The 17,212-nt window shown below is 26.4% G+C and carries 19 protein-coding genes; 6 read left to right on the forward strand and 13 right to left on the reverse strand.

From position 1 onward, the window contains the following. Positions 1–139 precede the first annotated feature (139 nt). Genes rmuC through AVBRAN12637_RS06305 form a run of 11 tightly spaced genes read right to left on the reverse strand, consistent with a single transcriptional unit; the run spans position 140 to position 9,928 of the window. Positions 140–1,699: a DNA recombination protein RmuC gene (rmuC, locus tag AVBRAN12637_RS06255; protein WP_336615522.1), complete on the reverse strand. Its 1,560-nt coding sequence runs from the start codon at positions 1,697–1,699 to the stop codon at positions 140–142. Further along, positions 1,689–2,399: a 3-deoxy-manno-octulosonate cytidylyltransferase gene (gene kdsB / locus AVBRAN12637_RS06260; protein ID WP_336614770.1), complete on the reverse strand. Its 711-nt coding sequence runs from the start codon at positions 2,397–2,399 to the stop codon at positions 1,689–1,691. The genes rmuC and kdsB overlap by 11 nt, the downstream gene beginning before the upstream one ends. Beyond that, positions 2,396–3,772 carry a threonine synthase gene (thrC, locus tag AVBRAN12637_RS06265; protein WP_336615523.1) on the reverse strand — a complete coding sequence of 459 codons (1,377 nt, stop codon included), beginning with the start codon at positions 3,770–3,772 and terminating at the stop codon, positions 2,396–2,398. The genes kdsB and thrC overlap by 4 nt, the downstream gene beginning before the upstream one ends. Further along, entirely contained in the window at positions 3,772–4,062 is a 291-nt protein-coding gene (gene cutA / locus AVBRAN12637_RS06270; RefSeq protein WP_214120292.1) for a divalent cation tolerance protein CutA, read from the reverse strand. The genes thrC and cutA overlap by 1 nt, the downstream gene beginning before the upstream one ends. After that, positions 4,034–4,975, reverse strand: a complete 942-nt coding sequence (locus AVBRAN12637_RS06275) for a tetraacyldisaccharide 4'-kinase (RefSeq protein WP_214150325.1) — start codon at positions 4,973–4,975, stop codon at positions 4,034–4,036. Before AVBRAN12637_RS06275 ends, cutA begins: the two co-directional genes overlap by 29 nt. Then, positions 4,975–6,102: a DegT/DnrJ/EryC1/StrS family aminotransferase gene (locus AVBRAN12637_RS06280; protein ID WP_214117856.1), complete on the reverse strand. Its 1,128-nt coding sequence runs from the start codon at positions 6,100–6,102 to the stop codon at positions 4,975–4,977. The genes AVBRAN12637_RS06275 and AVBRAN12637_RS06280 overlap by 1 nt, the downstream gene beginning before the upstream one ends. Positions 6,103–6,104: 2 nt before the next feature. Further along, complete coding sequence (nadE, locus tag AVBRAN12637_RS06285; RefSeq protein WP_214117857.1) at positions 6,105–6,812, reverse strand: NAD(+) synthase; 708 nt, start codon at positions 6,810–6,812, stop codon at positions 6,105–6,107. Positions 6,813–6,850: 38 nt separating this feature from the next. Next, positions 6,851–8,641 (reverse strand): penicillin-binding transpeptidase domain-containing protein, encoded by a 1,791-nt coding sequence (locus AVBRAN12637_RS06290; protein WP_214117858.1) that lies wholly within the window; start codon positions 8,639–8,641, stop codon positions 6,851–6,853. A 3-nt stretch (positions 8,642–8,644) separates the two neighbouring features. Beyond that, entirely contained in the window at positions 8,645–8,944 is a 300-nt protein-coding gene (gene fliE, locus AVBRAN12637_RS06295; protein WP_214117859.1) for a flagellar hook-basal body complex protein FliE, read from the reverse strand. Between the two features lie 11 nt (positions 8,945–8,955). After that, entirely contained in the window at positions 8,956–9,447 is a 492-nt protein-coding gene (flgC, locus tag AVBRAN12637_RS06300; RefSeq protein WP_214117860.1) for a flagellar basal body rod protein FlgC, read from the reverse strand. A gap of 10 nt (positions 9,448–9,457) precedes the next feature. Next, positions 9,458–9,928 carry a flagellar basal body rod protein FlgB gene (locus AVBRAN12637_RS06305; RefSeq protein ID WP_214117861.1) on the reverse strand — a complete coding sequence of 157 codons (471 nt, stop codon included), beginning with the start codon at positions 9,926–9,928 and terminating at the stop codon, positions 9,458–9,460. A 138-nt stretch (positions 9,929–10,066) separates the two neighbouring features. Between AVBRAN12637_RS06305 and AVBRAN12637_RS06310 the strand changes: the two genes are divergently transcribed. The 6 genes from AVBRAN12637_RS06310 to AVBRAN12637_RS06335 all read left to right on the forward strand — a co-directional run bounded on the left by AVBRAN12637_RS06310 (position 10,067) and on the right by AVBRAN12637_RS06335 (position 15,289). Further along, positions 10,067–10,567 (forward strand): Rieske 2Fe-2S domain-containing protein, encoded by a 501-nt coding sequence (locus AVBRAN12637_RS06310; protein WP_214117862.1) that lies wholly within the window; start codon positions 10,067–10,069, stop codon positions 10,565–10,567. 2 nt (positions 10,568–10,569) lie between these two features. Further along, positions 10,570–11,790 carry a cytochrome b gene (locus AVBRAN12637_RS06315; RefSeq protein ID WP_214142682.1) on the forward strand — a complete coding sequence of 407 codons (1,221 nt, stop codon included), beginning with the start codon at positions 10,570–10,572 and terminating at the stop codon, positions 11,788–11,790. Beyond that, entirely contained in the window at positions 11,790–12,860 is a 1,071-nt protein-coding gene (locus tag AVBRAN12637_RS06320; protein ID WP_336608612.1) for a c-type cytochrome, read from the forward strand. The genes AVBRAN12637_RS06315 and AVBRAN12637_RS06320 overlap by 1 nt, the downstream gene beginning before the upstream one ends. Before the next feature lie 197 nt (positions 12,861–13,057). Next, positions 13,058–14,119 carry a hypothetical protein gene (locus tag AVBRAN12637_RS06325; protein WP_336615524.1) on the forward strand — a complete coding sequence of 354 codons (1,062 nt, stop codon included), beginning with the start codon at positions 13,058–13,060 and terminating at the stop codon, positions 14,117–14,119. A gap of 201 nt (positions 14,120–14,320) precedes the next feature. Further along, the gene (locus tag AVBRAN12637_RS06330; protein WP_336615525.1) at positions 14,321–14,899 is read left to right on the forward strand and encodes a hypothetical protein; all 579 of its coding nucleotides are present in this window, start codon (positions 14,321–14,323) and stop codon (positions 14,897–14,899) included. 12 nt (positions 14,900–14,911) lie between these two features. Then, positions 14,912–15,289: a hypothetical protein gene (locus AVBRAN12637_RS06335; protein WP_336608609.1), complete on the forward strand. Its 378-nt coding sequence runs from the start codon at positions 14,912–14,914 to the stop codon at positions 15,287–15,289. 315 nt (positions 15,290–15,604) lie between these two features. On the opposite strand, the gene AVBRAN12637_RS06340 is transcribed toward AVBRAN12637_RS06335, so the two are convergent. Both AVBRAN12637_RS06340 and AVBRAN12637_RS06345 read right to left on the reverse strand, forming a co-directional pair. Further along, complete coding sequence (locus AVBRAN12637_RS06340; RefSeq protein WP_336615526.1) at positions 15,605–16,495, reverse strand: radical SAM protein; 891 nt, start codon at positions 16,493–16,495, stop codon at positions 15,605–15,607. Between the two features lie 84 nt (positions 16,496–16,579). Next, complete coding sequence (locus AVBRAN12637_RS06345; protein WP_214117868.1) at positions 16,580–17,206, reverse strand: helix-turn-helix transcriptional regulator; 627 nt, start codon at positions 17,204–17,206, stop codon at positions 16,580–16,582. Positions 17,207–17,212 lie beyond the last annotated feature (6 nt).

Raw genomic sequence — 17,212 nt, forward strand, 5'->3', positions numbered from 1 at the left:
TATGCTTATAAATAATAACAAATTTTTTTAAAAAAACAATTCAAAAATTTTAAAAAAATCCCCTTAAAATAGAACTTTTAAAAGGATTTATAATTTATTATTTAATTCATAAAACTTTTAAAAATAATTAATACTTTAATTATTTTTCATCAATCAATCTAGTAATTTCACTATCTTTTAAATCTTTTGCTAATTCGCTTAATTCTTTTTTGTTTTTAATACCTAAGGCTTTTAGATTTTCTAAACGAGAACTAATACTACCTTTACCATATAAATGAGTATCAATTTTTAAAAAACCATTTTCGCATTGTTTTTTTAATTTTTCATAATCTTCATAAAAACTAGCGTATTTATCATAAAATTTACCAAATTCATTAAAGACTTTTAAAGCGTTTTGATTTACTTCATAGTTTTTCCAGCCAAAATAAATCATTTTAAGTCCCATAAAAAGCGTAGTAGGACTTACTAAAAATATCTTTTTAGCTTCGGCTTTTTTAAAAATCTGTGAATCACTTTCTAAGGCTAAATCTAAAATATTTTGATAAGGCACAAATAAAATCACATATTCATTTGCAAAATCAACTGCTAATTCATAATCTTTTTTCGCAAGTTCATTTATCCTAGCATTTAAATTATTTGCAATTTCATCTTTATAAACTTCTAAATTATCACTACTTGGTAAAGAGAACTTAGAATCAATAATAACGCATTTGTTAGGTTCAAAATACACAATCGCATCTGGTCTTTTTGTATTATTATCACTATCTTTAAAGCTTTCTTGCATAAAAAAATGCTCGTTTTCAATAAGCCCACTAGATAATAAACACTGCTTAAGCATAATCTCGCCAAAATCCCCACGAGCCTTTTTATCACCTTTTAAAATATTAGCAAACTCATCAGCCTTTTTGCCTAAATTCTGACTTGTTTCAAACATTGTTTTTATATTATTTTCTATGCTTGTATTTTGCTTTAATAAAGCTTTTTCATATTCGCTAATTTGCTCTTTTAAAGGGCTAAAAATCTTGTTTAAAAGCTCATTTGAATTATTTAATAATACTTTTGTGTTTTCTTCATAAATTAATTTTGAGCTTTTTTCATTTTGCTCTTTTAGGTTATTTTCTAAGGTTTTTAAAGTATTTTCATATTTTTCTTCTAAAGATTTTAAATTGTTTTCATACAATTTTACTTTTTCGTTTAAAGCTTCGTTTTTAGCATTTTCTAAATGGTATTTAGAAGATAAATTATCTAAAATATCTTTTGTATTTTTTAAGTTTTCGCACTCTTTTTCAAATTGCTCTTTAGTATTTTTAAGCTCTTCATTTAGCCTTGAAAGTTCTGTATTTAAAATTTCATTTTGATTACGCTTGTTTGCTACTTCAGCATTTATAAAATTATTCTCGTTTTTTAATTCTTTATAATCATTTTCAAGATTATTTATTTTTTCGCTTAAAGCCGAGTTTTGAATATTTAAATTATTTCTTTCATTTTCAATTTGCACTAAATTATTTTTATAATTATTTAATTCTTGTTTTAAATTCTCACTCAAAACACTCAAATATTCTTTATCTTTAGCAAGAGATAAAAACTCGTTTTTAAGCGAGCTTTCACTCTTAAAAATATTTATATAACGAATATAAAAAATAATGCAAACTATAAAAAATACAATACTAATAATGGCTAAAATTAGCTCATTTGTCATTTTCTAAAACCTGCAATAATCTTTCGTAATCAGCCTTTGTATCAATACCAAAAGACTTTGTATTAATCTCGCACATTTTAATGATTTTGCCATTTTCAATAGCTCTTAATTGCTCTAATTTTTCAATATGTTCTAAGCTTGATTTAAGAGTTATAAATTCTTTTAAAGACTTAGCTGTATAAGCATATATGCCTAAATGATGATTGTATTTTACACCCTTTTTATCTCTATCGTAAGGAATTGATGCTCTTGAAAAATATATAGCATTTTGCTTAGTATCAAGGACTACTTTTACCATATTTTCATCACTTGGAGTATCTTTTATAGTATAGCAACTCGCCATAAAAAATTCATTCTTAAATTCATTGCAAAATTCTTTAAACTTAATTAAATTGCTAAGCTCAAATAAAGGCTCATCTGCTTGAAGATTTATAATTAACTCATCATCATTAAGACCTAAAATATCAACGCATTCAGCTAATCTTTCAGTCCCACTTTCGTGAGTTTGCTTTGTTAAAATAGCTGTTAAATTATATTCTTTTGCCAATTCTAATACCTTAGAACTATCAGTAGCAATCACAACCCTATCAGCCTTACTAGCATTTAAAGCTGTGTAAATACACATAGGAATGCCTTTGATTGGCACTAAAATCTTTTCACTAAAACGACTTGATTTAAGTCTAGCAGGAATTATAATCATTGTTTTATCCATTCTATTATTGTTTTTTTAATCTCATCTACTTTTATATCTTTTGCATAATAATTAGTTGAATTTAAAGCATTTAAAAGACTATCATTAAGCTTATAATTATACTTTTTAGCCAAATCTTTAATGCCGCTTAATTCATCTTTAAATATGCCTAAAGCTTTTTGAATACTAGGGGTAAATTTAGTCCATTCAGCAGTAGAACAAATCACATTAAAACTATCATCAAGAGCATTAATCGCTGTTGCTGTATGTGGGTCTAATAAATAATTTTTATAAGCTTTAATATTTTCTAAAGTTTCGGTATCACTGCATTTATAAGCTATAAAATGTTCTTTTAATCTAGCAAGTTCATCTTTAGTAATTTTAAAATATTTATCACTTTCAAGACTTAAATATAATTGTTTAGTTCTACTAGCTCCGAAGAAATAATACATTAAGCGTTCAAGATTTGATGATTTTAAAATATCCATAGCAGGAGAATAAGTGCATTTAAACTCACGATTTCTTAAATCATATTCACCTGTAGTAAAGAAATCATAAAGAATTGTATTTTCATTGCTTACGATTTTGATTTTATCTATATTTGCACCCATTTGCTTAGCATAAAAACAAGCAAGTGCATTACCGAAATTCCCACTAGGAATTATCACATTTATTGGGTTTTTGTATTGAAGACTAAGATAATAATGATATAGCAATTGATAAGTAATTCTTCCGAAATTAAGTGAATTTGCAGCACTTAGATTTAAGCCTTGATTTTTTACAATTTCTTTAAATTCTTTATCATTTAATAGATTTTTTAATGTGCTTTGAGCATCATCAAAATTACCATCAATTGCTAATACTAAAGAATTACCATAATCTACATTAGCCATTTGACGCTCTTGAACAGCACTTGTTTTTCCTTTTGGGAAAATACAAACTACTTTTGAGCTTTTGTTTTTACTAAATGCACTAAGAGTTGCTGGGCCTGTATCTCCGCTAGTAGCACAGATAATTAAATGTTTATCATTATCCATAAGTCTTGCAAGTGGTGCTAATGCTAAGTCCTTAAAAGCTCTAGTTTTTCCGTGAAATAATTCACATATATCAGTTTTACTATCAAGTTTTTTGATAACAAAAGGCTCTTTAGTATCAAAATCTAAATATTCATCTAAACTATTTTCAAAACTACTCAAATCATCACTCAAACTTGAAAAAATCTTTTTAGCAAATTCTTTATAACCCAAACCTTTTAATTCATCTTTATTAAATACTTGCAATTTACTAGGGCAAAACAATCCCCCATCGCTTGAGAGTGGATTTTTAAGTGCATTTGCAAAATCACTTGTAATGTTTTCATCTCTACTTGAATAAAATATCATTATTTCTCCTTTAAAAATTCTAAATACTTATCTTTTGCTTTAAATTTATAATACACAAACTCAAAACATTCGTAATTATGGTGTTTTTTGATTATTTTATAAACCTTTTTTATATTTTTTGATTTTATTTCTAAACTAAACTCATCATCATTAATAATTTTTCCGTCCCATTTATAAATACTTGTAATTTTAGCAATATGAATACACTTGCTAAGCTCTTTTTTGATTATTTTATTTGCAATTTTTTTAAGCAATTCTAAATCATTGCTGGTTGTCTTTATAAGATACATTAAATTCCTTTAAATAATTAAATATAGCTGTTTTTAACTCATCAAAAATTATTAATTCTTCATCAATTAATATAGTTTCTAAATTAAAATCTTTTATTTTTACATAATCTTTTTTAGTTAGCAAAATATATTTTGCATTGTGCTTTTGCATAAGATTTATTAGCTCTTCTTTATTAAAGCTTGAATGGTCGTTATAAAAATAATAAGCTTTTACTAAATCTTTATATTGCAATAATCTAAAAGGCTTTGCAATAGCTGATATTAAAATCATATCTTCTTTAATGTCTTTAATAAAAGAAGTCCTTTTAAAATGTAAATCTTGATAAGCATTAAAATCTGCAAATTTTTCATAACTTTTAGGAAGTCTATAAGCTCCACTTGGAAGGGTAAAATTATATTTATATTTTATATTTGAGTTTAATAAAATATCAAATTTTTTTATATTTGTCTTAGAAAAAGCATCATCTAAAATAATACATTTTGCACCCAAACTAATAGCCTTTTGAATGCCTTTAATTCTATCTTCACTAACTATCACATTTGCTTTTGTAAATAAAGCGTGTTCTAATGCTTCATCACCTGCGTTTAAATAATCGCTTAGAATTTGATTATGCAATTTTACTACAAGCAAACCTTTGCTTTTGCGTTTATAACCACGAAGAATAATAAAAATATCATCGTTATAAATAGGATAAAGCATATCGCTTAAAGCCTTGCAAAATGGGGTTTTACCATTACCGCCTACGCTGATATTTCCTACGCTAATTATTGGAATTTTAAAATCATTTTTCTTTGTAGATTTAAAGTTTTTACTAGCAATAAAAGAATATATATAAGAAAATGGCAAAAGAGTGAAAATTAAAATCTTTTGCCATAAATTAGGATTAAAAAAATATCTATCAATAAAACCCATTAAATCCAGCTTGAATCAAGAGTTTTTATAGCATCACAAACTCTTTTTACATCTTCATCGCTAAGATTTATATGAATTGGTATTGATAAAATCTGAGCATAGTTTGCTAAAGCATTTGGAAAATCATTGATTTTTAGATTATATTTTTGTTTATAGTAGCTTAAGAAATTTAAAGGTATGAAATGAATTCCTGTATTTATCCCCATTTCTTTTAGCTTTTTAGCAAAATTATCTCTATTTTTATCAACCTTTATGATATATCTTAAAAATGTGTGTTCTGGGGTTGTTGTAGGCAATTTAATATGCTTTAAACCCTTTAACTCTTCATTATAAATATTTGCTATTTCTCTTCTTCTTTTTAAGTAATATTTATAATTTTTTACTTTAGATAAAGCTAAAGACGCACATACTTTAGTGATTTCATACTCGTGTCCAATATCTGTTACATCATAAAAATATCCAAGATTGCCATCATCTCCCCAAGCATTTGATGAAATTCCATTTGAGTTTAATAATTTTGCTCTTTCATAAACTTTTTCATCATTAATTACTAAAAATCCGCCTGCAAACACAGGGTCTTTTCTCATCGCATTAAACCCAAAAGAAGATATTAAATCCTTAGTTCCTACTAATTCGCCTTTATACTCCATACCAAGTGCAAAACCACAATCATTTATTACAGATACATTGTATTTTTCACATAAAGCTCTAATTTCATCAAGTTTTGCTGCAAGCCCTGCGGTATGATTTACAAAAACTGCTCTTAATTTCTTGTGATTATGTTTAATTAGTGCTTCTTCTAAACTCTTTATATCAATATTAAAACTATCAAGCTCAACATCTACAAAAATAGGTTCAGCATCAAAATATCTAATACTTTGAGCAATTGTTGGAAATGAATTTACAGAGCAAATTACCTTATCTCCACGCTTTAAATCAATCGCACTTAAAGCTAAATGGTGTGCTGCTGTGTGATTATTGGTTAAAACTATACGAGAACCTTTATAAATTTCACTTAAACTATCTTCTAATAATTTAATACTATTTATATCATTATCTAATGATTTAATTAAAAACTCTTTATCATCTTCTGTAATTACATTTAAAAAACAAGAAATTTCTTTCATATTTATGACCTTTTAAATATTTTTATATTTTCTCTTTTGAACTTATTTTTATTTATTCTATCTAATAGTTTTATATAATTATTATCAATTATATTTTTTTCATAATTTTTTAAAAACTTATCAATTTCTGTATAAGTAAAACCAATATCGCTCTCATCATCTTGACCTTCATAAAGGTCTGCGCTTGGTTTTTTACTAATTATATTATTAGGTAGTTCTAAAAATTTAGCAAACTCAAATAATTCACTCTTGTAAAAATCGCCTAAAATATTAAAAGCACAGGCTAAATCTCCCCAAATAGTGCCATATCCTAACATTAATTCACTCTTATTGCTTGTCCCTGCTACTAATAAATTATGCTTAGCTGAATAATCATATAATAAAGTCATTCTAATCCTAGCTGCAAAATTTCCTATTAATACCTTGTCATTAGAACCACTTGCTTTAATAAATTCATCTAAAATGTTTTGAATATTTATAATTTCATATTTTAAAGCATATTTATTTGCTAAATTAATAGCGTCATCAAGATTTGTTTTATTTGAAATATTAGTAGGCATTATAAGGCAATGTGGCTTTTTTTCGCACTCGCTTAATATTCTTAATACAATAGCACTATCAAGCCCACCACTAAGCCCTAAAACAGCACCATTAAAATTTTTTAATATTTCATTAGCAAATGAAATCATTTGATTTTTAATATTTTGCATTATTTATCCGTTTTTAGGGGCATTTTATAAAATAAATATTAATCAATTCTATTATAACTTGGCTTTAAAAAACCATCTTCTATTAATTGATTAATAGCAAGTGCTGCAACAGGTAAAGCTGTTTGGGCTGCATAATATCCTTCTTTATCTTTATCAGGACTCATTACTAAAACACCAATTGTGTATCTATTGTTTTCATCATTTGCAAAACCGAAGAAATTTGCATTATATTCTCTTTCATATTTTCCACTAACACTAATTCTTGCTGTTCCTGTTTTACCACCTACGCTAATTCCTAAAGGCCAATATTTTGCTAAAGATTTTTGATTTGCAGTTTTTATTAATATCCTATTCATCTGCTTTGCAATTTCAAGTGGCAAGACTTCTTTTTCTGTTTTAGTATATATTTCTTTTAATTCCTTATCTTCATTATAATATTTAGCAATTTTAGGACTAATCCAAATTCCACGATTGTTAAATACATTATAAGCTGCTAAAAGTTGTATAAAGGTGGTTCTAAAACCATATCCATAAGCCATAGTATTTTTTTCTACTTCATAAGTTTTTTTAGCATCTTTTATAAAACCTGCTTTTTCATAAGGCAAGTCAATACCAGTTAAATTTCCTAAATTAAATTCCAAATAACCATTAATTAATTCTTTTACATTTTCTTTATTAGAAATTTGAACCATTCCTATATTTGATGAATGAACTATAATATCTTCAGCAATCATACTATCCATAGGATGTGTATCTGTTATGTAAAACTTATCAAGCTTCATTCTTCCGCCATAAGTCTTTACCCATTCAAAAGGGGTTATGCGATTTAGTTTTAATAAATTAGCAAAAGCAATTGGCTTAATTACCGAGCCTGGTTCGTATTCAAATTCTACAGCGTCAGTATTTAGATACGATAAATCACTTTTTCTATGATATGGGTCATACCTTTTGCTAGTTGCTAGTGCAATTACACTTGCATCTTTGCTATCTAAAATGCCTATTATTACTTGCTTAGCACCAAAATTTTTTCTAGCAACACTTGCTATATTTTCTAACCCTTTTTGAAGCTTTAAATTTACATTTAAATATACATTACTACCATTAATTCTATCACTTAAAAAACTATCAGAATTTATGATTATATTTCCACCAATATCCTTACTACCTGTTATTTTATAATCACTTTTAGGGCTTAAATACTGCTCATAATATTTTTCCAAACCTTTTTTTGGAATATTTGAATATATTCCATCTTCTAAACTTAGTTGAGAATAACCAAGAATTGGGGTTAAAATATCTCCTTTAGAAAAAACTCTTTCTTCTTTATGTTCAATTATCTCAAGTCTTCTTGTGCTTACTTTTCCATTTGCATTTTTAAAGGATTTAAAAAATCCTGAAACATAAAGTTTTTTAGATAATTCTTGTAAATAACTTGCAGCTTTTGAATCAATTTCTTTTGATAAAACAAAATTATAAACCTTTTTTTGCTTTAAAGCTTTTAATAATCTTGCTTTAATATCTTTCATTTCTTTATCATCAATAAAGGCATAAATCTGAAATAATTTTAAAAAATAATCTAATTTATCTAAATTAATACTTCTAATATCAATTTCAGCTCTATAAATTCTTCTACTAGTTACTAATGTATATCCATCAGCACTAATAATATCTCCATTTAAAGCACCTACTCGCTCACCTCTTTCAATACTACCTACATTCCTTTCATTAGTTTTGCTTCTAACAAAAGAAAAAATAATAAAAAAAGAAGCGAGCAACAAAAAAAACAATACTATAAAAGTCTTTTTACTAGGCTCGTAAGGTGTTTGCATTTTTTATATTTGAGTTCTACTTATCTCTTTGTATGCGTTAATAGCTTTATTTCTAACTTCTAACATAAATTTCATACTTGTTTCAGCCTTGTTAATAGCAATAGCTGCTTGATGTAAATCTTTCACATTTCCAGTAGCTACATCAGCCATAGCTTTATCTGATACAATTTGTTCTTTATTTAGCTCTTCTAATTCTTGTTTTAAAGCATCTGCAAATGAAAAACCATTATCAACTTTATTAGAATTTGATTTGGTATTTTCAATACTTTGAATCAAACTTGGATTGATTTTAATATTATTCATATTTTAAATTCCTATCTTAATAAATCAATAGCACTTTGAGCTATTGTTTTAGCACTTGTAAATGCTGCCACATTTGCTTGATAAGCCCTTGTTGCCTCAATTAAATTACTCATTTCTACAACAGGATTTATATTAGGATATGCTACATATCCTTTAGCATTTGCATCGGGATGATTTGGCTCGTATTTTAATATAAAATCCTTATCATCTCTTACTACTTTATCTACTACTACACCCATAACAGCAGGCTTTGCTTCAGGAAAATTTACAGGGTCATTTAAAGGATTTTCATACTCAAAAAAACTATTTTTAGAATTAATTTCTTCATTTAAAACATCATCAAAATTAACGGCTTTAAATACTACATCTTGCCTTCTATAAGGACCACCTTCATTTGTTCTAGTAGTATTTGCATTAGCTATATTTGAGCTAATTAAATTCATTCTAAATCTTTGAGCGCTTAGTCCATATCCACTAATATCAAAATCGCTTAAAAATGCCATAAATTATCCCTTAACTTAATTTAGAACTACTCTCAATTATAGTTCTTACAACTTCACTTTGTTTTTTTAGCACAGAATCAAGCGCACTAATCATAATTGCGTTTTTGCTTAATTCACTTGTTTCTACATCTAAATCAACGGTATTTGCATCATTTCTTTGCAAATGTCCATCTCTAGCAAAAATAGTTCCATTTTCGCTATTTTCAAATTCTAATGGTTGTAAATGCCTTTCATTAGTAACTGCTAGTTTATTACTCATACCTTTTCCAAAATGCATAAAATTTGTAGCTGCAATTTGTGCATTTTGTGTAGTTTTGTAAAGTTTATTTGCATTTTCGTTTAAGGCTGTTTCAAAATCAATATCTCTTGATTTATAAAAAGGAGTATCAATATTAGCTATGTTTGAGCTAATTAATTTATTTCTTAAATCTCTACCGGCTAAGGCACTTACAATCAATGGTTTAGATTTATAAAATTCCATTTTCTCTCCTTAAATTAAAATGCAAAAATCCCATAGCAAATAATATTCCAAAACTATTAATAATAATATACTCTTGTAATATTTACCCAATTTTCACTAAACTAGCTATTTATTTTCAAATTTTATGAAAGGATAAGTATGGCTAGTAGAAGAAGCTTTATGGGCTTTACATTAGGCGCTGCTGCGGCTGTTGGTGGTGTTTTTACACTAGTGGGTATGAAAAAAACTTGGGATCCACTTCCTAGTGTAAAAGCAGCAGGTTTTACAACCGTTGATTTATCGCCTTTAGCTGATGGAGAGCTAAGAACTGTTGAATGGAGAAAAAAACCAATATTCATTCTAAAAAAATCAAGTGATATGGAACAAAGCAATACAGATATAATAGCAGGAGATGCAAGATATACGGTAGTAATTGGACTATGCACTCATTTAGGTTGTATTCCAGCATATCATTCAGCTGATAAAGAATTTGTTTGTGCCTGTCATGGTGGAAAATTTAATGTAAGCGGAAAAAATATGTCAGGACCACCTCCTAAACCACTTGAAATTCCACCTTTTTCAATTGATGGAACTAAATTAGTTTTAGGAGAAGTTGGCAAAGAGTATGAAGAAATTATGAAAAATGTAGGAAAGGCTTAATCATGGCACATTTTGAAAAATCAAATGGAATTGTTGATTGGCTAGATCAAAGACTTGCTATCAAAAAATTTATGCAAGTTATGATGACACAATACTGGATTCCTAAGAAAATTAACTTTTTATGGGCAATGGGAGTAATTTTACTTACTATGTTTGCAATACTATTTATTACAGGACTTTTACTTGTAATGTATTATAAACCTGATGTTGCACTTGCTTTTGATAGTGTAAATAAAACTATTATGCAAGAAGTTGAATATGGTTGGCTATGGAGACATATGCACGGGGTTGCTGCGTCGGTAGTATTTTTAGTAATGTATATACACTTATTAACAGGTATTTATTATGGCTCTTATAAAAAAGGTCGTGAAATCATTTGGATAAGCGGTATGGTATTATTCGTATTATTCTCTGCTGAAGCATTTAGTGGTTATATGCTACCTTGGGGACAAATGAGCTATTGGGCTGCTATGGTTATTACTAATCTTTTTGGTGGTATTCCTTTCATAGGACCTGAATTAGTTGAATGGATTAGAGGTGATTACGCTGTTGGAGATGCTACATTAAATAGATTTTTTATGCTACATGTTTGCTTATTGCCAATAGTTGTTATTGCATTTGTTGCAATTCACTTTTATGCTTTAAGATTTCCACATGTAAATAACGAAATTGCTGAAGAAATTGATTTTGATTTAGAAGCTGAAAAATATTTAGCTGGCAAGAAAAAAGAAGCGAAAGTTATATCGTTTTGGCCTGATTTCTTATGTAAAGATATTTTTTATGTTTGCTTATTTATGATTTTCTATTTTTATCTAGTATGCTTTCACTATGATTTTGCTATGGATCCAATTAACTTTGAACCAGCAAATGCACTTAAAACTCCACCACATATTTATCCTGAATGGTATTTCTTATGGAGTTATGAAATCTTAAGAGGATTTTCTTATGAAGTTGGTCTTGCTTGCTTTGGTATAGCTCAAGTAATTTTCTTTGTATTACCATTCCTAGACCGCTCAAATGTAGTAGCGCCTGCACATAAGCGTGGAGCATTTTTTGTATGGTTTTGGCTATTAGTAATTGATATGATTGTTCTTACTATTTATGGTAAATTACCTCCTGTTGGAATTAATAATACAATAGCAACTATTGCTTCTGTTACATTTTTAGCATTATTAATAGTAGTTTTACCAGTAATTACTCTTATGGAAAGAAAGGCTAAGTAATGAAAGAGTTAAAAATATTTGCAATATTAGTTATATTCACAGGTATTGTTTATTGGGGAGTTGAGCCTTACGCTCATTCACAAATGCACGAACATACTAGCGAAGTTAATTTTGATTTTAAAGCAGGCGATATAGCTCAAGCTGAAGTTGAATTAAAAAAAGCTAATGAAAGTGGTAAAAAAGATGATATTGATTTTGCTACAAAAAAATTAGAAGATACTAAAAAACTTTGGGCTAATGTTGATAAAATAGCTAGTTTAAAAACTGATGTTGAAGCTGGAAAGGCTGATTTTGAAGCTAATTGTGCTAGCTGTCATAGAGTTGAATTTGATGAATTAGTAGCTGCTGATGATGGAATTAGCGCTCAAGGTATTATTTATCCTGATTTAAGCACAGCAGGAGCTATTTATGATAGTAAATTCTTAATGGCAATTTCTCTTAATCCTGCACTTGCTATGAAAAATAACAAAAAATATAATGATGAAAATCCACACCCTATGATGACAGCATTTTTAGAAGATGATGGCAGTATAAGTGATGAAAATGCTCAATCAGTTGCTAATATAGTAGGATATTTAAATAGTATCGGAAAAGCTGCTCTTGAAGCAAAAAAAGCAAAAATTGCTAATGAAATAAATGCAAGTAAATTAAGCGATAGCGAAAAAGTTGCAAAAATTAATTTTGAGAACAAAAAAGTTATCTTTGAAGAAGCTTGCGGAAGATGTCATGATGTTAAATATGATGGTTTTATTGCTAAAGTAAATGGCGGAGATTTAAAAGATTATATGGGTTCAACGCCACCTGATTTATCAATAATAATTCGTGCTAAAGGAGATGAGTATTTACATAAATTTATAAACGATACTCAAAAACAACTTCCAGGAACTGCGATGCCTAGAGTTGGACTTAACGAACAAGCTCAAAATGATGTTGTTGCTTATTTAACTAGCGTTGGAGATAGTAAAAAAGCTGAACGCGAAGATTTAGGATACAAAATAATGGCTTATTTTGCATTATTAGCAATATTAGCTTATGCTTGGAAAAACGCAATCTGGAAAGAACTACATTAAAAAATTAAGCTAGGTTTTCCTAGCTTAATTTCACTATAACTACTCATATTCATAAAAACACATTAAAAGTATTAAAAATATTTAATTATCCATTTTAAATTCTAAGAATTTAAAAATCATATTTTAACTTTTAAACACATTTATAAACCAAGAAATATTCTTAAATAATGCTATGATATAAAAAATAAAGGAGAGTTATGTTTAAAATATTAATGATTTTACTAATTACAAATATTTATTCATATCAAATAAATAAGTTAAAAATAGAGCTAGATAGCATTTATAAAAGCTTTCCTTATATTACAAAAGAGATAAAGCAAGACCAAGATGAATTTTTAAAAAACATTAGTAATTGTAAAGATGATAATAATTGCATTATAAATTCTTATAAAACTAGAATAAAAGAGCTTAGCACTAGTCTTGAAAACTCAAAAACCTATCCTAAAGAATTAATAGAACATATAAAAATAATTCAAGAAAACTCAATAGAATGCAATAAATATAACTATATGCGATATGAGCATGGACAATTTATTGATGAGCCAGAAAAATGTAGAAAATTACCAAAACTAAATAATTTTTGGCAAGATTTTTTTAGATATAAGGATATAAAAATAAAGCCAAAAATTATAGATGCTAAGCCTTACGCAAGCCAAGAAGTAAAAGACACTCTTAAATACTGCTGGGATTTAGGGCTTGATAGAAAAGTTTATAAGTATATAAAAGATTATAGTTCAAATGATAGCAATGATAATGTTAATTATCGTTTTATAGAAGTTGATAAAAATGGCGAACTTTATATTATAAGTAAAATTAAAGGTAAAAAATACATAGAAAAACATAAAAGTATAACTATAAGTGATGTAATTTTAAATGATAAAAATTACTTAGCTTTATCAGGAGAATTTGGAAATATATTGTTTATAGAAAAAGATTTTTGCAATCACCCTATTAAAAATAAGGATTTATTAAAGCTTTTAAAAAAATCTAATAAGATGAAAATATCAAATAAATATTACGAAGAAGCAAAAGAAACTTTTATTATAGAGTATAAGGGTAGTGATTATATTTTAAATTATCATAATTTTAATAATTTAAATCATATTAGATATGACAATTATTATAGTATAACTTTTATTGATATTTTAGATATGGTATCTAATGTAATTTATCAACCATATTCAGAAAAAACTATTGATAGATGTAATAAATTTAAAATTTTTGGCTGTGAAATAAATCTAAAAAAGGAGAAAAAATGAGTTGAAATAATCTGTATTAAAATTTTACAAATATTCAACTTATAAAACTCCTAATAAAGGCAAATGTTAAACAATAAAAAATATTTAATTATCCATTTTAAATTCTAAGAATTTAAAATCATATTTTAACTTTTAAACACATTTACAAACCAAGAAATATTCTTAAATAATGTTATGATATGAAAAAATAAAGGAGTTTAAATGCTTAAAAAAATTTCTTTATTACTTATGCTAGTTTTTAGTTTAAATGCTTTTGAATTTGTTCATAAAGATAAAATACCAAAAACTCCTATATATACTTTATTTAATTTAAGCGAAAAAGGATCTAAAATTGAAATAATCTTTAAACCACAAAGAAAAGATATAGGAAAACATTTAGGGTTTTATGTTTTTTATCCTACGTATTTTTGCTATGGTAAAATAGGCAATAAGGATTATCGTATAGTTAATTTATATGACAAAAAAATAGTAGATAATATACGAGATAATCCTTATTATCCACTTGCACTTGATATTAAAATATATGAGCTTACTAAAGATGGTAATGAGATATTAGTATTTGATAAAGTCGCTACACCAAATGATGATACATACGTAATAGGTAGTTCAATTATGAATATTAAAGGTGAAGAAGTCAGAATGGTACAAAGACATTCTAGAATTTATTTTGTACCTGAGAATAAAACATATAAAGCAGTCATTACAAATCTAATAGATGATGATAATATAAGGGGTGATTTTACAAAAATCGCAATCACAGCTTATAGAAGAAAAGTTTAATAAGGAGAAAATTTGAGCGAATATTTAACTTCTAGTAATTTTACGCCTTTATTTTATTTAAAAGATAAAAACGCTTATATTACTAGCTTAGTTCATTCTAGCGCTTTGTTTATTTGCTTTTGTGTTTTTATGTATATTGGTAATTTTTCTATGAAGGTTTCTAGTATTAATTTATTTATTATTGCTGCATATTTTGATGAGCGATATTTACATTATAAGTTTAAAAAACCTAATATTATATATTTTCATAAGGATTTTATTTATTGTATTAATCATAGTTGTAGGCAAAGAGATGAGCTTAATGAGAAAGAAAAAACAATATATTTAAAAATGCTAAAATCTATAAAACCTGCCTTAATATTCAAAGCAAACAACAATTATATAAATTAAATAATTTTTTGAGTATATTTTATATTTTTATGAGTGTTTGTAATTTTATACTTTTAGTATTTTTTAAAAATATTTATAAAATTTTTACTTTAAATAATCAAAGATTTTATGATACTTTACTAATAGAAGATGATGAGAATATTATTTGTATTTATATGAATAATTCTAACTATTCGCTTTTGTATGAATATTTTTTAAATAATTTTAATATTGATATAACAAAGCTTAATGTTAAAATCAAGCCCTTTTTATTTCATTCGCACTTAGTTTATAAATACACTTAAAATAAGCAAATTAATCACAATAGCTTTTATATTAATTAGAATTTGATTTGTTTAATTTATAAAAATTAATATCATTTATTTTCACACATTTTATTATATTTTTATCTACTAATTCATCTAACATTTTTATATCTTTTTCATCAATTTCTTGTGAACTTAATGGTCTTAAACTAATAGTTTTAAGCAAATCATCATATTTATTTATATTAGTATTTCTACTCATAATATTAACTTTTATATTAGTTATCAAACTAGCCAATTTACTTAACTTCTCAAAACTTGCAGCCTTTACATTATAATCACTCGGTCTATCAATAGTTCCTAAATCAAGTCTAGTTGCTTTAATATCCTTTAAAATATCATTTAAAGCAATAAAATCCTTTTCATCATCATTAATACCATCTAAAACCAAGCATTCTAAAATCAACTCACCTTTATAAATTTGACTAAATTCTTTTATACCTTGAACTATTTTATTTATATCTATATTTGTCCTATCAATTTTGCGAAATACCTTAGGATTTACACTATCAATGCTTAATTTAACGCTATCAAGATTTAATAATGCCTTTTGAATATTTTTATCAAAAATTGTGCTTGCATTACTCAAAATTAATGATTTTGCATTCTTTTTAACTTCATTTATTTTTATAATCAATTCATCTAAATATGGATATAAAGTAGGTTCGCCATTTGCACTAATGCTTATATAATCGCAATCTTTATGTATTTTCAAAGCTTCTTTTAGCTCATTTATTATATATTCAACACTTAAATTTGAATTATTTTCATATTTTAATTTAGCTTTTCCAAGCTCACAATATAAACAATCAAAATTACAGCATTTCTCATTAGGGCTTAAATCTATACCCAAAGATTTTTTAAATCTTCTTGAATTAACTGGGCCAAAAATTACTTTCATAAAAATACCTTTAATATTAATTACTATTGAGATTTTAGCACTAAATACTAATGGAATTTAATTTAATCAAGCGTTTATGCTTGATTAAAATTTTTGTTTAGATTTGTTTATACAACGATATATGCTTGATTCTGAAAGGTTTAAAAGATTAGCTATTTCTGTAATTGAGCCTTTTATATTAAAAATACCTTTTTCATAGATTTTATCTACTATTATTTGTCTTTGTTTTGGTTTTAGATTAGTATTTTTTAGCTCATTTACGCTAAGCCCTGTTAATTCTTGAATTAGCTCATTTAAATCAAGGCTCAAAACTTCTTCATAAGCAGCTTCTTCTACAGGTATATCACTACCTAATAATTGTGCTGCTATATTTTCCATTCTACTTTTATCGTAGTTTATACATAGCATTCCACTTAATTTATTGCCTTCTTTGATAAAAAATGTGCTACCTCTTATATTTTTTCCACCTGCACTTGCTTTATAATTGCTTAAAAAATCTCTTTCTTCATAAATCTTTTTATTAACAAGCTCAAGTGCAAATCCTGTAATAGGAGAATTAATACTTCTTCCGCTTATGTGATTATTAGCAATTTCTGCAATACTCATTCCATCATCATTTATATCGTGCAAAACTATTTCATAATCCTTGCCTAAAGCTTGTGCTAAAAAATGCACTAATTTTATATATTCTGTTCTTGTTTGTTGATTCATAAAGCC

This window comes from Campylobacter sp. RM12637 (genome assembly GCF_020137645.1).
Classification (GTDB): Bacteria; Campylobacterota; Campylobacteria; order Campylobacterales; family Campylobacteraceae; genus Campylobacter_E.